Raw genomic sequence first — 16,316 nt, 5'->3', positions numbered from 1 at the left:
ATCGCAGCGCGCGGGCGCTTTCGTCGTTCGCAACTTTCCGGCAAGACGCAGGCTGCGCGTATCCATGACCAGCACTTACGAGCTTTCCATACGCGATGCCACATGTATTGATTGTCGATGACGATCCGAGTACCCGCGAAGCGCTGGCGGCCATCATCGCGGAAGACGGGCTGACCACGGCGACGGCGGGCGATCTGCGCGAGGCCCGCATCCAGCTGGTGCGGCAAACGCCTGACGTCGTGTTCACCGATCTGAAGCTGCCCGATGGCTCGGGCGTCGATCTGTTCGAGGATCTCGATCCGCGCTCGGGCGTGGAATTCGTCGTGATCACGGGGCATGCGACGGTCGAGTCGGCTGTGAGCGCGCTGAAGATGGGCGCCGCCGATTACCTCGTGAAGCCGATCAACATGCAGCGCGTAAAGGCCATCTTGAGCCGTCTGCCGCGCGCGGGCGACCTGAAGGCCGAAATCGGCACGCTGCGCGGCGAGTTGCGGCGCATGGGCCGCTTCGGCCTGATGCTCGGCAATTCGCCCATCATGCAGCAGGTGTATGACCAGATCAGCCGTGTCGCGCCGACGGCCGCTTCCGTGATGCTGGTCGGCGAATCGGGCACGGGCAAGGAAGTCGCTGCGCAGACGCTGCATCAGTTGAGCCTGCGTCGCAAGCACGCGTTTCTCGCGGTCAACTGCGGCGCTATCTCGCCGAACCTGATCGAATCGGAGATGTTCGGCCACGAGCGCGGCGCGTTCACGGGCGCCGACCGTCAGCACAAGGGCTATTTCGAACGTGCGAACGGCGGCACGCTGTTCCTCGACGAAATCACCGAAATGCCGATCGAGTTGCAGGTGAAGCTGCTGCGCGTGCTGGAGACGGGCATGTTCATGCGCGTCGGCACGACGAAGGAAATCGAAACCGACGTGCGCCTGATCGCCGCGACGAACCGCGATCCGGAGCAGGCCGTACTCGAAGGCAAGCTGCGCCTCGATCTGTATCACCGTCTGAACGTGTTCCCGATCAGCCTGCCGCCGTTGCGCGAGCGCGGCAAAGATGTCGAGTTGCTCGCGCAGGCGTTCCTCGACGATCTCAACGAGCAGCACACTACGAAGAAGCACTTCCCGCCCGCAGTGAAGGAGATGCTGCTGTCGTACCCGTGGCCGGGCAACGTGCGCGAACTGAAGAACTACGTGCAGCGCGCGCACATCATGGCGGGTACGGATTCGGACAGTACGGCCACGGTGCCGCTGCAGATTTCGCTGTCGAAGCCGACGGCGGGCACGGCGATCACGATTCCGTTCGGCACGTCGCTCGCCGAGGCCGATCGTCAGCTGATTCTGGCGACGCTCGAACAGTGCGGCGGCGTGAAGACGCGTGCCGCCGAGATTCTCGGCATCAGCCTGAAGACGCTGTATAACCGGCTCGTCGAATACGGCAACGACGCCGGACGTGCCGATGGCGACGACGTCAGCGACGAGTCGCAGGCGCTCGGCAAGGCAGACGCGTGAGCGCGTCGGTGAAATAACCGGACTTGCCGCTGTCCGCCACGGCGGACAGCGGCATCAACGGCACATGCCTTGCTGATTTGCGTTCAACAGTCGACCGCGCACCAGGCGACGACGACATCGAACGAAAACAGGGAGCCAAACCATGCCGGAGCATGACGCCGTCCACGGTATCTACGCGCACCGTCCCGAACCCAACACGCCGCCCGAGCCGAACGAGCCGGATACGATACCCGACCCGACGCGCGAACCCGTCGAACCCGATACACCGCCGATCGGCGATCCGCCGTCGCAACCTTCGCAGACACCTCATACGATTGCCCGCATGACGCTGCTGCCGGAGTTCTGACGCCTGGCTTCAAACAGCAGCGGCCACCCGAATGGACGTACGCGGATTTGGCGCGTTGACGCAATTGACGGGCCCGCCCCCTGTACGCGTTACAAAACCGGCGAACTTTTTACCGGCAATTTACGTTCATCGGCCTAGACTAAGGTGAAGCGTCCCGGGCAAACCCTGTCCGGGTACTGGCCTTCCCCTGGAGGCGTCCATCATGAGACATCCCGCATTGCGGCGCTCTGCGCGTCATTCGAAGCGCGACCAGCGCCCAGCCGGCGGCTCGGGCAATCCACCCGTAGGACCGGACCCGGCGCAGCAGAACCGCCCGGCGCCCGGCGCACCGCCAGACGGGGATCACAACCAGGGCGGCACGCGTCAGGAAGGGCTGGAATACCAGCGCGACCTGGGCTCCGAGCAGGACGCCTGAAGTCACTTTTTCGGCTTGTTCCGGCCGGATCGTCGAGCGAAAAATCTGCTGCGCGCGTGCCTAGGCGCAGCTAGTTTTTGCTCGTTTGTCACATTTGCATACATTTTTATTCCGTCTTTTCGCGTATGGCGGCATAGGACTTGCATGCCGTAAATCGGAGTATCACCGCATGTACAGTCAACTGAATGAGGTGGAGCCGCAATGAGCAGATTGATCGTCGTTTCAAACCGCGTCGCGCCGACTCAGGAAGGACGCCCCGCAGCGGGCGGTCTCGCAATCGGAGTGCTGGACGCCCTGAAGGAAACGGGAGGAGTGTGGTTCGGCTGGAGCGGCGAGACCGTCGCCGAGTCGGCGCCGCCCGTCATCGAGAAACAGGGTAACGTGACCTACGCCACCGTGGGGCTGACCAAGCGCGACTACGACCAGTACTACCGCGGTTTCTCGAATTCGACGCTATGGCCGACCTTCCACTATCGCAATGATCTGTCGCGCTACGACCGCCAGGAATATGCCGGCTATCTGCGGGTGAACGTGACGCTCGCGAAGCAGTTGAAGGAATTGCTCAAGCCCGACGACATCATCTGGGTTCACGACTATCACCTGTTGCCGTTCGCGCGCTGCCTGCGCGATCTGGGCGTGAAGAATCCGATCGGCTTCTTCCTGCATATTCCGTTTCCGGTGCCGGAGGTAATGCGTACCGTGCCGCCGCACGAGGAACTCGTGAAGTGCATGTGCAGCTATGACGTGGTCGGTTTCCAGACGGACGCGGACCGGCAGTCGTTCGTCGATTACATCGAGCGCGGCCATCACGGCACGTCGAGCGACGAGAACATGATTCACGCGTACGGCCGCTTCCTGAAAGTGGGCGCGTATCCGATCGGCATCTATCCCGATGCGATCGCCAAGGCCGCCGAGCAGTTCACCGACCGCAAGCCCGTGCGTAGCCTGCGCGACGGCATGCGCGGCCGCAAGCTGATCATGAGCGTCGACCGGCTCGATTATTCGAAAGGGCTGGTCGAGCGCTTCCAGGCATTCGAGCGTCTGTTGCAGAGCGCGCCCGGCTGGCATGGCCGCGTGTCGCTCGTGCAGATCGCGCCGCCGACCCGCGCCGACGTGCAGACTTACCAGCGCATTCGGCAGACGCTGGAAGGCGAGGCGGGGCGTATCAACGGCCGCTTCGCGCAGCTGGACTGGACGCCGATTCAGTACCTGAACCGCAAGTACGAACGCAATCTGCTGATGGCGCTGTTCCGTCAGTCGCACGTCGGCTATGTGACGCCGCTGCGCGACGGGATGAACCTCGTCGCAAAGGAATACGTTGCGTCGCAGGACCCGGCCGATCCCGGCGTGCTAGTGCTCTCGCAGTTCGCGGGCGCGGCCGAGCAGTTGCCCGGCGCGCTAGTACAACATCCCTCAAATAGGTTTAATAATTGTCTGGCTGCAAATAAGGCTGCAGGAGCGTGACAACCAGTTGGGCCATTTCGGCGAGCGAACCTGAGCCAGGCAGAGGTTCCCATCGCCCGCTATGGCTACGAAAGGCCGCACCATAAAGATTGCGGCTGAGTTCACTTAGGCGTGCCACAACAGTCGGCTCCTGATTGTCCAGGCGTTTGATCAGCAGATGACGCCCGTAAGCCTGCGTGACCACCTGGTCGTGGCCCAACAATTCGCGCAGTTGACGCTGCAGTTCGCTTGCATGATGTTTCGCGGGTAAGGCAGGCATGACCGCTCCGGTTCAGGATGCGCCAGTTTGCAACGGATAGCCGCGGAAAGTCCATCTGAAGGGACGTGCCGTCTGGTTGCGCTCGCGGATGAACTGCTCTGTACGCTCGCGAAGATGCACCGTGCTGGTGTGGCTGGCGTGACGCAGCACACGGCGCGTATAGAGCCCAAACCACAGTTCGATCTGGTTCACCCAGCTCGCGTGCAAAGGGGTGAAATGGAAATGAAACCGTCCATCGTGCCGCGCATTGAATGCCTGCCATACGGCTTGGGCGCGATGCGTGTTCAGATTATCCCAGATCACATGCACCTGCTTGCCCGGATACGCGGCTGCCACACTGTCCATGAAAGTCACCAGGTCGCCCTGGGTCCGCCGGTCGCGGCAGCTTCCCAGTACCCGTCCGGTATGAACATCCAGCGCGGCAATCAGAGACTGAGTACCGTGACGGATATATTCAAATTCCCGGCGGCGCAACCGTCCGGCTGCCGGGGCGCGCCCTGGATGCTTGCGCTCGATGGCCTGGATGCCGGTCTTCTCGTCAATACTCAGTACCACCGCATTCTTCGGCGCCTTGCGGTACAGCTTGCAGATCACGTTGACCTTCTCGCGAAACGCCGGATCCGGACTATGCAGCCACTGTTGCACCCGATGCGGGCGAACGTCGCCAGCCTGCAGGATGCGCTGCACATGGCTGCGACTGATCTGTTCGACGATCCCTCGCTCGACTGCACGCGTCACAATCTCATCGAGCGTCGGCGTGGCCCGACCTTGCGCTTCCTGCACTTCACACGCCAGTGCGATCAGCTGCAGCCGCGTCTCCTGCGTGATGCGCGGCGGACGACCACTGCGCTCTGCCTCCCGAATCCCCTGCGCGCCTTGCCGCGCAATGCGCTGGCGCCACTGGCTGACGGTCTGCACGGACACGCCCAATTCCTGTGAGATCGCCGCGCTCGTGTAGCCCTCGTGAGCCATTAACGCGATGCGTGCCCGTGTCACATCGCGTTGTGCAGCCGTCGTGCGTCGGATCAGCGACTGCAGCTCCTGTCTTTCCTTCCTGGCCAGCTTCACTGGCGTTGCATGGCGTCCTCGACTCATACCGCCAGGATAAACCATGCAATCAATTATTAAAAGTAATTGCGGGATGTTGTACTAGTCGTCAATCCGTTCGATCTGTCGCAGATGGCCGAGGCATTGGAGCGCGCGCTGTCGATGCCGCTCGCCGAGCGCCAGGCGCGTCACGCGGACATGATGGCGCCGCTGCGCGAGAACAATCTGTCGGTATGGCGCGATACGTTCCTTGCCGATTTGCGGAATGTCGCGACGGCTTCGTCGGTGACGGAGAAGGCCGTCAAGCGCGCGGACGTCACGGTCTGAAAGCGCGTGAGATGGGTGAGATTGCGCGGCCTCGCGGGACGCGCAGGTTCACGAACGGCAGCCCTTGCAGGCTGCCGTTTTTGTTTCCGGCCAGGCGTTTTTCGAACCGTCGAGCCCGTCACGCCTGCTGCTGGTTCAACTCGGTGAGCGGCACGGGCGTCTGACGCGGATCGAAATCCGCCCATTTGCCGCGTTGCCAGTGACCGGTCGCGCGCTCGATATCGGCGCCGCCCGCCTCGCGCAGGATGCGCGCCGCATTCATCTGATTTTCCGGGCTCACATGCACGGCGACGAGCACGCCCGAATTGCGCATCTCGTGATGCACGACGTCGTGATGTTCGTGCGGTCCACTGCGCGCCTGGACCATCTTGCCCACCACCAAGCCGAGATACGCACCGACGCCCGCCGCGATCACGACGACGGGCATCGACGCCGAAAACGCGGTGAATACCGCGACGCCGATCACGGCGCCCGCGACGGCGCCGATCGTCACCGCGCGGTGATGGCGATGGTGCGTCGGCGGCGGCGCGGAGGAGATCGTGGGTGGGGCGGCAGCGTGTTCGTCTAGCGGATGGCGCGCGTGCTGGCCGCGCGGATTGACGAAAAACAGCGTGACGTCTTCACCGGGAAAGCCGTTGTCGAAGAGCGTTTGTGCGGCGTCTTCGGCGGCGGGGAAAGTGGTGAAACGTCCAGCGACGATGAGTGACATGGTGCCCCCTATCGTTCAAAGGCCGAGGTTCAAAGGCCAGAGCGAAACCCGCACCGGACGTCGTGACGGACGTCGGCGGTTGAAGGCTTCGTCTACAAGAATAGGCGGAAAGCGGGGCGTTGGAAGGTATGCGTTACGCGGCCGTTGGCGCGCTGTGCCGCACACGCATCGTGCTGACGAGCGCGCCCGCGCCCGCGAAGCACGCGGCCACGTAAAGCGTGAGCACGGGGCCGTGCTGCGGCGCGATGCCGAAGATTAGCGCGACGAGCGCCGAGCCGAGCGTTTGTCCCGTCAGGCGCGCGGTGCCGAGCATGCCACTCGCCCCGCCGCTGCGGTGGCGCGGCGCCGCCGACAGCATCGTCCGGTTGTTCGGTGACTGGAAAATGCCGAAGCCCGCGCCGCACAGCGCCATGCGCCACACGATATCGAACGCCGTGGGATGTGCGCCGAGCGTGGCGAGCAGCAACAGGCCGAGCGCCAGCGTCGCGAGCCCGAGGCCGCCGAGCCAGCCGGCCGAGATCCGGTCCGACAGCACGCCCGACAGCGGGGCCGCGCCGACGATCACGAGCGGCCACGGCGTCATCAGCAGCCCTGTCTCGACCTGGGACAGGCCCAGATTGTTTTGCAGCAGGAACGGCAGCGACACGAACGCGAGCATTTGCGCGCAGAACGAGCACACCGATGTGCCCACCGACAACGCGAAGATGGGAATGCGCAACAGATCGACGGGCAACAGCGGCGCGGACTGCGTGAGCTGCCGCCGCACGAAGAAATAGCCGATCACGATCGCACCGATCAATTCGGCGGCGACGAAGCCGTAGCGCTCACCGTGACCGAAGCCATCGACGGCGAAGATCAGAAGCCCGAACACGAACGCGTTCATCACGGCGCTCGGATAGTCGTACGGCGACGGATGTCCTTCGTTGCGCGGCAGCGCGCGCCAGCCCACTGCGATGGCGGCAATGCCGATCGGCACGTTGATCGCGAAGAGCCACGGCCACGCCGCGACGGCGAGTACGGCGGAAGCCACCGTCGGCCCAACGGCGGACGAGACGGCGACCACCATCGCGTTGATCGCGACGCCGCGCCCAAGCTGCGTGGGTGGATAGATCATCCGCACGAGCGCAGTGTTGACGCTCATGATGCCTGCCGCGCCGAAGCCCTGAATCACGCGGGCGAGCGCGAGCGTCGGCAGCGACGTGGCGAGCGCGCAGCCGAGCGACGCGATCGTGAACAGCACCAGCCCGCCCATATAGACGCGCCGGTAGCCGATGCGATCGCCCAGCGACGACAGCGGCAGCAGCGAGATCGTCACCGACAGCTGATACGCGTTGACCACCCAGATCGAACTCGCGGCGCTCGCGCGCAGGTTTCGCGCGATGGTCGGCAGCGCGACGTTGGCGATTGCGCTGTCGAGCACGGCGAGCGTGATGCCCAGCGCGACGACGAGAATTGCCCAGTAGCGTTGCGGAATCGGCAGCCCCAGTTCGGGTTCCGGCGCGACGGCGGGAGAGGGAGCAGCGGGGTTGGAAGCGCCCGATGGATGGCGGTTGCCGGTCGACGAAGAAGCTTGCATTGTGTTGTTGTGATGAACGGCGAGGCGGTCGATGCCCGCCGGCAGTCGAGTCCAGGATTGTGCTTCCTGTTGTCGCGACAGCGGTCGTGACAGCGGGCAACCGCTTCGGCCCGGCATGACACGCGCATCGCGCGGGGGCCATGCCGGGCCTTGGAGATCGTAGCGCCGCCGTTACTTCAGTTCGTACAGGCCCGTGTACGTGGCCGAATCGATTTCGTTCAGATGCGTCATGTAGCGCGCGACGGCGTTCGTCGTGTCGGCGGTGAGCGGCAGGCTCGCCACCTTCAGCGCATGAACGCGGAAGATGAAGCGATGCGGCTTGTCGCCGCGCGTAGGCGCCGCGCCGCCGAACCCGACCGAGCCGTAGTCGTTGCGAAACTGCATCGCGCCGGCTGGCAACAGGCTGCCGTCGGCTTTGCCTGCGTTGCGCGGCAGCGAGCGTGCATCGGCGGGAATGTTGACGACGACCCAGTGCCAGAAACCGCTGCCCGTGGGCGCGTCGGGATCATAGACGGTGAGCGCCAGGCTTTGCGTGTCGGCGGGCGGTGCGTCCCATTGCAGCGCAGGCGACATGTTCTCGCCATCGCCAGAGACGCCGAACGATTTGTCGTTCATCTCCTGCGCCTTCGGCATAAAGCCGTTCGCGGGGAAGTCGTCCGACCAGATTCGAAAATCAGCCATCATGCGCCTCCTTCAGTGGATGGTTCCAGGATAGGCGGGAGCCGTTGAAAGACCGCTCGGAAGATAGCCTGGAGACTCCCAGTCAGCTAATCGAGTGTAGCACCGGCATCTTGCAAAATTCGCCGCGTCGCTTGAAGACGCAACCTCATGCGCGCTCTTCATGCAGCGGCGCGTCGCCGTGTAGCCAGTCGATCAGCCGTTGCAGGACGCCGTCGATGTCCCGGTTCGCCCCGCGCAATGCGCATTCCCACACCGTCGCGACGCGCCAGCCGGCTGCGAGAAGCGCGGCTTGGGCCTTCGCATCGTTGGCGCGATTGCGGCCGATCTTGTCGCGCCAGAACTCCGGGCGCGTCTGCGGCCATTTGAAGAGATGACAGTCGTGACCATGCCAGAAGCAGCCGTGCACGAAGATCACTGCGTGATAGCGCGGCAACACGATGTCGGGCCGGCCGGCCAGATCGCGCGCGTCGAGCCGGAAGCGGAAGCCGCGCCGATGCAGCAGGCTGCGGATCAGGATTTCAGGTTTCGTGTTGCGGCCGCGAATGCCGGACATCATCCGGCTGCGGGTGGCCGCGTCGACGATATCGACCATCAGTGGGCGAGCTCCGCCGCGCTTTCCTCCTGCGCCGCGTGCGTGAGCGCGCGCACATGCGGCAGCATGATGCGCGCGACTTCGCGCATCACGGGCACCACGACGCTATTGCCGAACTGGCGGTACGCCTGGGTATCGCTGACGGGGATGCGGTACGTGTCGGGAAAGCCCATCAGCCGCGCGCACTCGCGCGGCGTCAGACGGCGCGGGCGCTTTTTCTCGCCCTGATAGACGAGAATCTCCGAGCCATCCTTGTGATAGCGCGCCGACAGCGTGCGCGTCACGCTTTGCGGATAAGCCATCCCATAGCCGAAACCGTTGCCCGCCGCGCGATGCTTCTCCGCGTAGTTCTGCAGGTAGGTCCAGAGCTTGGGTGTCAGCGTGTATTTGGGCTGCACCTGACGCGCGGCGTGATCGAAGAAGCGGTCGCCGTCCCACGGCAGCACGGGCTCGCTGCCGTCCGTCCGATGCAGGATCGACGCGAGCCGCGGACCTTCTTCTGGCAGGCGCAGATCGTCCCAAGAGAACGATGTCTTGCCGCGAAAGCCGACGATGATGATCCGCTCGCGATGTTGCGGCGTGAAATGCGCGCCGTCGATCACGCGGTAATGCACCTCATAGCCGAGTTCGTCGCGCAGTGTCTGAAGGATCACGTCGAACGTGCGGCCCTTGTCGTGCGACAGCAGGTTCTTCACGTTCTCGAGCAGGAACGCGGCCGGGCGGCGCGTGGCGATGATGCGCGCGACATCGAAGAACAGCGTGCCCTGCGTCGCGCATTCGAAACCGTGCGGGCGGCCGAGCGCATTCTTCTTGCTGACACCTGCAATCGAAAACGGCTGACACGGAAAGCCGCCGAGCAGAATGTCGTGCTCGGGGACGGCTTCGGCGGGAAACGTGACGATGTCGCCGATCAGCGCGTGCTGCGTGGCGCCGTCGCGGAAATTCTCCTGATACGTTTTCTGCGAGAAGTCGTTCCACTCGCTGGTGAACACGCATTGTCCGCCGTGCGCCTCGAAGCCCATGCGGATGCCGCCGATGCCGGCGAACAGATCGATGATGCGTGTGCTTGCTCCGTTGCCTGCATGCGCGCCGGCGTTGCGCGCGGTGGCGGGATACAGCATCGCGTGCAGTGCCGGTTCGAGCATCGCGGGGCAGGGCGTTTCGCCTTTTTCCCAGCGACGCACCGTCTTGATGTCCTTGCCGACATGCGCGGCGATTTCTTTTTGTGTGAAGCGGGTGCGCGCCTGCTTCAGCAGGTCAAGCGGTGAAGCCTGAGTCACAGGAATCCTTGCTGGGAATTTTTGCGGACATTATGACCTACGAATGTCCCTAATTCGCGATTGCGGCGTGTTCCGCAGACAAATTTTCCTGCGGCGGAGGGCGTGAGCGTGCGAAGGGAGAGGGAAGGCAGCCCCGGCGACGCGCCAGATCATCCTGTCGCTGTGTCGCCGGGTGTTCGCGCTGCTGGCTGCAGCATCGTGGAAGGATGCGCGGCGGGTCAATGAATGTTAAATGCGCGGCGCGCCTCGACCCACGCGGCGCGGCGGCGCCGCAGCGGTTCCGCGGGTTCGCTCAGCGCTTGCGGCGTACGCGGTGGCGGTTCGCATCGCGCGACGCTGCGGGCCGTGTGATCGTCACGGGCAGCGGCGTCAGATCCTTCGTGCACAGCTCGTCGAGCTGCAACAGCAGATCGTCGATCGAGCAGAGCTGCGAATTGGTCAGATGCTCGGCGTCGAGCAGTTCGAAGAGGCGTTTGCGCCAGTAGGTGGCGGGGAGGATGGCCCCACCCAGGTCGCCATGCATCGAAGGCCGCATGACGCGGGCAATGTGCGCGATGTCCTGATCGATCAGAGTCGATTTGAACGATCCCGCCGACGAAGTGAGGTAATGGTCCATGCCCGCACTACGGCAGGGGTTTGGAAAACTTTAGGGTCAGCTTGAAAATATTTGTGCCGCGACGGGCTTTATGCGGATCGGAATCGGGCGATATCGACGCGGACAGCGGGCGAGTGTCCGGTGTTTTGCGGGCCGTGCGCGGGTCGGTTCATGTCAGCGCGAGCGCGAGGCTGCAGGTGAGCACGACGATCATCAGGCCAGCCGCGACTGCAAGGTTGTACGGGTAGGGCATCGGTCAACCCACTGACGTATCCGAGGAGTGACGAGATGATAAAAGGACGCCGCGAGTCCGTCCGCAGACAAATGGTGCGTTAGGTGGGAGAGCGCACACTGGCTTGCGGCGCTCGCGCGCAAGCCCCGCCGGGTGGGCTTCCGGCGCATGCCGGGGCGTTCGCGCGTGTGGCTTTTTTGCGTCGCGCGATGTACACGGCGCGACGCGTGCTGCGTTAGGCGGGCTGGTCGGGGCTAGGGGCCGGGTTGGCCGCGCCTTCGAGAAAACGGCGTGTCGCTTCGAACGATTGCAGCATCTGGTCCGGCCACGGTGTTTGCAGCATGACGGCCTGGTGATTCTCGAATGCGGTGCTCAGCAGCTTCGACAGCTCCGGCGAGTTCAAATGACGCAGCAGCACGCTGACGGCGATGGCCGTCGCCTGACTGGCGCCTGCCGTTTGCAGTTCGGAAGTGGTGAGAGCGGCGAGTTGCTTGTTGATATCCATGGGTTGTCCTTCGATTGTGCTGGCGTGTGTTGCGTGAAGTGCGTGATTTTGTCACGGTCGGGCGAGGTCGGTCGGACCCGGTCGGCTCGGGAAAAGGTCGTCCAGCCGCGCCACGCGGGCTCGTTCTCCATTCCCTTCCAAAAAAGGGAACTGTGTTTTGGCAATTCCGATAGTTTTCTTTGTTTAGCGCGGGCGTACACTCGTTTCAAACGTTTTCGCTCTGGAGTCGATCATGCTCGCTACCTTCTTTGTCCTCTGGCCGTTTGCCGCTGCGTCGCTGTTTGCGCTCGCCAAATTCTTCGATCAGCGCGACCAGCAACTGGCCAAGATTCAGGTGGTGGTGCGCCGGCATCGGTGAACGGTTGATCGTTGTGGCTGTTCGCCGCGTTGCATCGCAATGGGGCTGTAGCAAACAAAAAACCCGCAAAGCGTGAGCTGTTGCGGGTTTTTTTGTAGCGTCGTCCGTCGCCGATGTGGTCCCCCCGACAGGAATCGAACCTGTATCTAGCGCTTAGGAGGCACTTGTTCTATCCATTGAACTACGGGGAGGGGCCGCCGACGAGCGCAGAGTATAGCAAATCGCCCGTTTGCCAAAGCGGCTTTCGATGCGGGCAACCGCCTGCGCCGACGCGGTGGCGGCTCGCGCGCCGCACGGCTACCATCGGCCGATGACCGATGCTCACTACACCGATCCGCGTCTCGTCGCGCTCTACGACGCGCTCAACCCGTTCGCCGCCGACACGCGCTTCTATATCGACCTCGCCGCACGCACGGAAGCTTCGCGCATCGTCGATATCGGCTGCGGCACGGGGCTGCTCGCCTGTGAACTGGCCCGGCGCGGCCATACGGTGACGGGCGTCGATCCGTCGCCGGCGATGCTCGATATTGCGCGCCGACGGCCGGGCGGCGACCGGGTGGAATGGATCGAAGGCTACGCGGTACAACTGGGCGCAAAGTCCGCCGATCTCGCCGTGATGACAGGCCACGTCGCGCAGGTTTTTCTCGACGACGCGAGCTTCGACGCCACGCTAGCCGCTGCACAAGCCGCGTTGCGTCCCGGCGGACGGCTCACTTTCGAAAGCCGCAATCCATCCGTGTCGCCGTGGGCGGCGTGGACGCCGGAGCAGTCGCGCCGCGTGATCGACGACTCGCACTACGGCGCCGTCGAAATCTGGCAGCAACTCATCGAAGCAAACAATGACCGCGTCCGCTTCGACACTCACTATCGCTTCCTTCGAGACGGCGACACCGTCGTCGCGCCCAGCCAGCTGCGCTTTCGCACGCAGGCCTCGCTGAGTGAAGCGCTCGTCAAAGCGGGTTTCAGCGACTTGGATTGGTTCGGCGACTGGTCCCGATCGCCCGTCGATCCCGCGAGCCGCGAACTGATCGTCGTCGCAAGGCGCGACTGACCGGAGCGGGCCGGCCGCCAAAAGCAAAGCGGTCCGCAGGCATCGAACCCGCGGACCGCTCTAAACGAACGACGTTTCTGTAACAGAACCGCCGATCAGAACTCGACTACAGCAAATTCAGCCTTGCCCACATCGCACAGCGGGCAGCGCCAGTCCACGGGGATATCGGCGAAACGCGTACCCGCTTCGATACCTTCCTCGGGCAAACCTTCCTCTTCGTTATAGATCCAGCCGCAAATCAGACAGACCCAGCTCTTATATTCGATCACTTCACTCACGACACACGCTCTTCATTGATTCAATGCAAAATCCGCCAATCTGCCCCTTTTTAGTGCATCCGGCGGCGATTCGCAATATTACCGGAATTCGCCGGAAGACCCACGCCGCCCGCTCCGTTTACCGTTTCAGATCAACGCGAAGCGACGTGCATCCCGGCGATCCGATGCCCGGCGGGCCCGCCGCCAACGTGTATTCTTTCAGTGCGATGCGGTCGTGCGCGAACGCCTGCGCGCACCGTGTCCATCGAGCCGCTTTAGCCAAGGAGAAAAACGATGCTGAATAACAGATGGTTGGCCGGCGCAGCGTGCGCGGGCATGCTGGTCTTGTCGGGCGTGGCGCATGCCGCGGGCGTCTCGTTCGTCGAGCCGCAGGACGGCGCGACCGTGAGCAACCCCATTCACGTGAAGTTTGCTGTCGAAGGCATGAAGATCGTTCCTGCGGGCACGATGACGGAAGGCACGGGGCATCATCATCTGATCATCGACGGGCAGCCGCTGCCGAAGGGCGAAGTCATTCCCGCCAACGACAAGTCGCTGCATTTCGGCAAGGGCCAGACGGAAACGGAGATCACGCTGCCACCGGGCGATCACACGCTGACGCTCGATTTCGGCGACGGCGCGCACCGTTCGTATGGCCCGGAGATGAGCAAGACGATCACGATTCACGTGAAGTAAGCAAAGGCGCGCTTGCCGCGCCTTTTTTTCGCTCACCTTCAATTCACGGAACGGTTTGCCGCTGCGAACGCCGACACCGGGACGGGCGTTCGCATTCTCTTCCGTCCGTGCGCGTGCTGAGCGCCTGCTCATGCGCCGACCCGCCGGTTCGAGCACCGTGGGCATGCGCGGCATGCGTCATCCGTCCTATGCCATCCTGCCGGGCCGCATCCCGTCAGTATTCGCGCCGCCGACCGGTACAATGAGCGCTTCCGACTCATCGCTGGTTCCTCCTTTCCCATGTCGCTTTACACCATCACGGGCGCGCAACTGGCGTTCGGCCACGTCGCGCTGCTCGATCACGCGGATTTCTCTCTCGAAGCCGGCGAGCGCGTCGGGTTGATCGGCCGCAACGGCGCGGGCAAGTCGTCGCTGCTGAAGATCGTCGCCGAACTCGCCAGACCGGACGATGGCCTCGTTACGCGCCAGCAGGATCTCGTCACCGTGTACGTGCCGCAGGAGCCCGAATTCGACGCGGACGTGACGGTGTTCGACGCGGTTGCCGCGGGCCTCACGCATGCGAGCGCGCTGCTCGACGAGTACAACACGGTCGCGCACGAGCTGGCGGAAACGCCGGAAGGCGCGCAGCACGACGCGTTGCTTGCGCGCATGAACGCGCTGCAATCGTCACTCGATACCACCGATGCCTGGAACTGGCGCACGCGCGTCGCCACGACGCTCGCGCAGATCGGCCTCGATGGCGACGCGCGGGTCGGCTCGCTGTCGGGCGGCATGCAAAAGCGCGTCGCGCTGGCGCGGGCGCTCGTCGTGCAGCCGGACGTGCTGCTGCTGGACGAGCCGACCAACCATCTCGACTTCGACGGCATTCGCTGGCTGGAAGAACTGCTGATCGCGCAGCGCGCCGGTTTGCTGTTCATCACCCACGATCGCGCATTTCTCGATCGCGTCGCCACGCGCATCGTCGAACTGGATCGCGGACGTCTGCTGTCGTATCCGGGAAATTTCTCCGCATATCAAACGCGCAAGGCGCAGCAACTGGAAGTGGAGCGAGTCGAAAACGAGAAGTTCGACAAGCTGCTCGCGCAGGAAGAAGTGTGGATTCGCAAGGGCGTCGAGGCGCGGCGCACGCGCAGCGTCGGGCGGATCGCGCGGCTCGTGCAGATGCGCAATGACCGCGCAGAACGCCGCAATGTGCAAGGCAACGTGAGGCTCGACGTCGGGCAGGGCGAAAAGTCCGGCAAGATCGTCGCCGAACTGACGGACGTGACGAAGCGGTATGGCGAGCGCACGGTGGTCGATCGTTTTTCGGCAACGGTGATGCGCGGCGACAAGATCGGCTTCATCGGTCCGAACGGCGCGGGCAAGACGACACTGCTCAAGCTGATTCTCGGCGAACTGCAGCCGGACGACGGTAAGGTGCGCATCGGCACCAACCTGCAAGTCGCTTACTTCGACCAGATGCGCGCACAGCTCGATCTGGACAAGAGCCTCGGCGATACGATCAGCCCCGGCAGCGACTGGGTCGAGATCAATGGCCAGAAAAAGCACGTGATGAGCTATCTGGGCGATTTTCTGTTTGCCCCGGAGCGCGCGCGTTCGCCTGTGAAGTCGCTGTCGGGCGGCGAGCGCAACCGTCTGCTGCTCGCGCGTCTCTTTGCGCGTCCGGCGAACGTGCTGGTGCTCGACGAGCCGACCAACGACCTCGACATCCCCACGCTCGAACTGCTCGAAGAACTGCTGACGGACTACGACGGCACGGTGCTGCTGGTGAGCCATGATCGCGCGTTTCTGGACAACGTGGTGACGTCGGTGATTGCGTCGGAGGGCGAGTGCAAGTGGCGCGAATATGTCGGCGGCTTCACGGACTGGCAGATCCAGCGCGAGCGTTCCGAGCAGATCGCGCAACAGGATGTGCCGAAAGAGGCGGCGAAGGAAACCGCGGCCAAGGACAGCGCGGCAGGCCGCAACGCGCAGCGCACGGTGAAGCTTTCATTCAAGGAACAGCGCGAGCTGGAGGCGCTGCCCGAGAAGATTGCCTCGCTCGAAGCGGAGCAGAAAGCGATCGGCGCGCAGATCGAGGACGGCTCGATTTTCGTGAAGGACGCGCAGGAAGGCGCGCGGCTGACCGAGCGCTACGCGGCCATCGATGAGGAACTGCTCGTGGCGATTGAACGGTGGGATGAGTTGGAGAGCAAGCGGAAGTAGACCACCCATCGGGGTGTAGGACGCGTTCCCGACCAACCGTCCTACACCCATCATCTAAATTGCCCCGCGCATCGAAATCAGTAAAATACCCGCGAACCTGCTTCCCACGGTCGTTCCAGCGTACCGCCCGAAACCGGGCTTGCGGGAAAACCGCGGAAAGCAGACAAGGCAAACCGATAACTGCTGCACGCAAGTCGCGCAGCGCACACACTCCGTTGT

At 63.6% G+C, this 16,316-nt stretch carries 17 protein-coding genes, 1 tRNA gene and 2 pseudogenes; 9 read left to right on the top strand and 11 right to left on the bottom strand.

Annotated features, from left to right (window positions below; genetic code table 11):
* Positions 1-95 precede the first annotated feature (95 nt).
* The 4 genes and pseudogenes from C2L64_RS12085 to C2L64_RS12070 all read left to right on the top strand — a co-directional run.
* The gene (locus C2L64_RS12085) at positions 96-1,502 is read left to right on the top strand and encodes a sigma-54-dependent transcriptional regulator (RefSeq protein ID WP_007587925.1); all 1,407 of its coding nucleotides are present in this window, start codon (positions 96-98) and stop codon (positions 1,500-1,502) included.
* A gap of 142 nt (positions 1,503-1,644) precedes the next feature.
* On the top strand, positions 1,645-1,848 hold the full coding sequence (locus tag C2L64_RS12080; protein ID WP_007587924.1) for a hypothetical protein: 204 nt from the start codon (positions 1,645-1,647) through the stop codon (positions 1,846-1,848).
* Positions 1,849-2,050: 202 nt separating this feature from the next.
* Positions 2,051-2,263, top strand: coding sequence for a hypothetical protein (locus tag C2L64_RS12075; protein ID WP_007587923.1), 213 nt, complete (start codon positions 2,051-2,053; stop codon positions 2,261-2,263).
* Positions 2,264-2,464: 201 nt separating this feature from the next.
* Positions 2,465-3,676: pseudogene (locus C2L64_RS12070) on the top strand (alpha,alpha-trehalose-phosphate synthase (UDP-forming)); the annotation flags it as partial.
* Positions 3,677-3,686: 10 nt separating this feature from the next.
* On the opposite strand, the gene C2L64_RS12065 reads toward C2L64_RS12070, so the two are convergent.
* Positions 3,687-3,986 carry a hypothetical protein gene (locus tag C2L64_RS12065; RefSeq protein WP_086915002.1) on the bottom strand — a complete coding sequence of 100 codons (300 nt, stop codon included), beginning with the start codon at positions 3,984-3,986 and terminating at the stop codon, positions 3,687-3,689.
* 12 nt (positions 3,987-3,998) lie between these two features.
* Complete coding sequence (locus C2L64_RS12060) at positions 3,999-5,081, bottom strand: IS630 family transposase (protein WP_086915003.1); 1,083 nt, start codon at positions 5,079-5,081, stop codon at positions 3,999-4,001.
* 54 nt (positions 5,082-5,135) lie between these two features.
* On the opposite strand from C2L64_RS12060, the pseudogene C2L64_RS12055 reads away from it, so the two are divergent.
* A pseudogene (locus tag C2L64_RS12055) lies at positions 5,136-5,360 on the top strand (trehalose-6-phosphate synthase); the annotation flags it as partial.
* Between the two features lie 118 nt (positions 5,361-5,478).
* Here the strand turns inward: C2L64_RS12055 and C2L64_RS12050 are convergent.
* The 7 genes from C2L64_RS12050 to C2L64_RS12020 form a co-directional block, all read right to left on the bottom strand.
* Entirely contained in the window at positions 5,479-6,069 is a 591-nt protein-coding gene (locus C2L64_RS12050) for a membrane protein (protein ID WP_007587921.1), read from the bottom strand.
* A gap of 133 nt (positions 6,070-6,202) precedes the next feature.
* On the bottom strand, positions 6,203-7,645 hold the full coding sequence (locus C2L64_RS12045) for an MFS transporter (RefSeq protein ID WP_007587919.1): 1,443 nt from the start codon (positions 7,643-7,645) through the stop codon (positions 6,203-6,205).
* A gap of 171 nt (positions 7,646-7,816) precedes the next feature.
* Positions 7,817-8,326, bottom strand: coding sequence for a YbhB/YbcL family Raf kinase inhibitor-like protein (locus C2L64_RS12040; RefSeq protein WP_007587918.1), 510 nt, complete (start codon positions 8,324-8,326; stop codon positions 7,817-7,819).
* A 145-nt stretch (positions 8,327-8,471) separates the two neighbouring features.
* A complete protein-coding gene (locus tag C2L64_RS12035) occupies positions 8,472-8,918 on the bottom strand; it encodes a very short patch repair endonuclease (RefSeq protein WP_007587917.1) in 447 nt (148 codons plus the stop codon).
* Positions 8,918-10,198, bottom strand: a complete 1,281-nt coding sequence (gene dcm, locus C2L64_RS12030; protein WP_007587916.1) for a DNA (cytosine-5-)-methyltransferase — start codon at positions 10,196-10,198, stop codon at positions 8,918-8,920. Before dcm ends, C2L64_RS12035 begins: the two co-directional genes overlap by 1 nt.
* Before the next feature lie 292 nt (positions 10,199-10,490).
* The gene (locus C2L64_RS12025; protein ID WP_007587915.1) at positions 10,491-10,814 is read right to left on the bottom strand and encodes a hypothetical protein; all 324 of its coding nucleotides are present in this window, start codon (positions 10,812-10,814) and stop codon (positions 10,491-10,493) included.
* Between the two features lie 446 nt (positions 10,815-11,260).
* Positions 11,261-11,530 carry a hypothetical protein gene (locus C2L64_RS12020; protein WP_007587914.1) on the bottom strand — a complete coding sequence of 90 codons (270 nt, stop codon included), beginning with the start codon at positions 11,528-11,530 and terminating at the stop codon, positions 11,261-11,263.
* Between the two features lie 232 nt (positions 11,531-11,762).
* Between C2L64_RS12020 and C2L64_RS55850 the strand changes: the two genes are divergently transcribed.
* Positions 11,763-11,888 carry a hypothetical protein gene (locus C2L64_RS55850; RefSeq protein ID WP_007587913.1) on the top strand — a complete coding sequence of 42 codons (126 nt, stop codon included), beginning with the start codon at positions 11,763-11,765 and terminating at the stop codon, positions 11,886-11,888.
* Between the two features lie 116 nt (positions 11,889-12,004).
* Here C2L64_RS55850 and C2L64_RS12015 read toward each other — a convergent pair.
* Positions 12,005-12,079 (bottom strand) — tRNA-Arg (locus C2L64_RS12015).
* A 56-nt stretch (positions 12,080-12,135) separates the two neighbouring features.
* On the opposite strand from C2L64_RS12015, the gene C2L64_RS12010 reads away from it, so the two are divergent.
* The gene (locus C2L64_RS12010; protein WP_007587909.1) at positions 12,136-12,939 is read left to right on the top strand and encodes a class I SAM-dependent methyltransferase; all 804 of its coding nucleotides are present in this window, start codon (positions 12,136-12,138) and stop codon (positions 12,937-12,939) included.
* A gap of 95 nt (positions 12,940-13,034) precedes the next feature.
* Here the strand turns inward: C2L64_RS12010 and C2L64_RS12005 are convergent, their stop codons facing one another.
* On the bottom strand, positions 13,035-13,217 hold the full coding sequence (locus tag C2L64_RS12005) for a rubredoxin (RefSeq protein WP_007587908.1): 183 nt from the start codon (positions 13,215-13,217) through the stop codon (positions 13,035-13,037).
* Positions 13,218-13,490: 273 nt separating this feature from the next.
* Here C2L64_RS12005 and C2L64_RS12000 point away from each other — a divergent pair, with 273 nt between their 5' ends.
* Together C2L64_RS12000 and C2L64_RS11995 are read left to right on the top strand one after the other, a co-directional pair.
* A complete protein-coding gene (locus tag C2L64_RS12000) occupies positions 13,491-13,892 on the top strand; it encodes a DUF4399 domain-containing protein (RefSeq protein ID WP_007587907.1) in 402 nt (133 codons plus the stop codon).
* A 279-nt stretch (positions 13,893-14,171) separates the two neighbouring features.
* Positions 14,172-16,097, top strand: coding sequence for an ATP-binding cassette domain-containing protein (locus tag C2L64_RS11995; protein WP_007587903.1), 1,926 nt, complete (start codon positions 14,172-14,174; stop codon positions 16,095-16,097).
* Positions 16,098-16,316: the final 219 nt, after the last annotated feature.

The sequence above is a fragment of the Paraburkholderia hospita genome (genome assembly GCF_002902965.1).
In the GTDB taxonomy this organism is placed as follows: Bacteria; Pseudomonadota; Gammaproteobacteria; order Burkholderiales; family Burkholderiaceae; genus Paraburkholderia; species Paraburkholderia hospita.
This window is presented reverse-complemented; position numbering and strand designations above follow the sequence as displayed.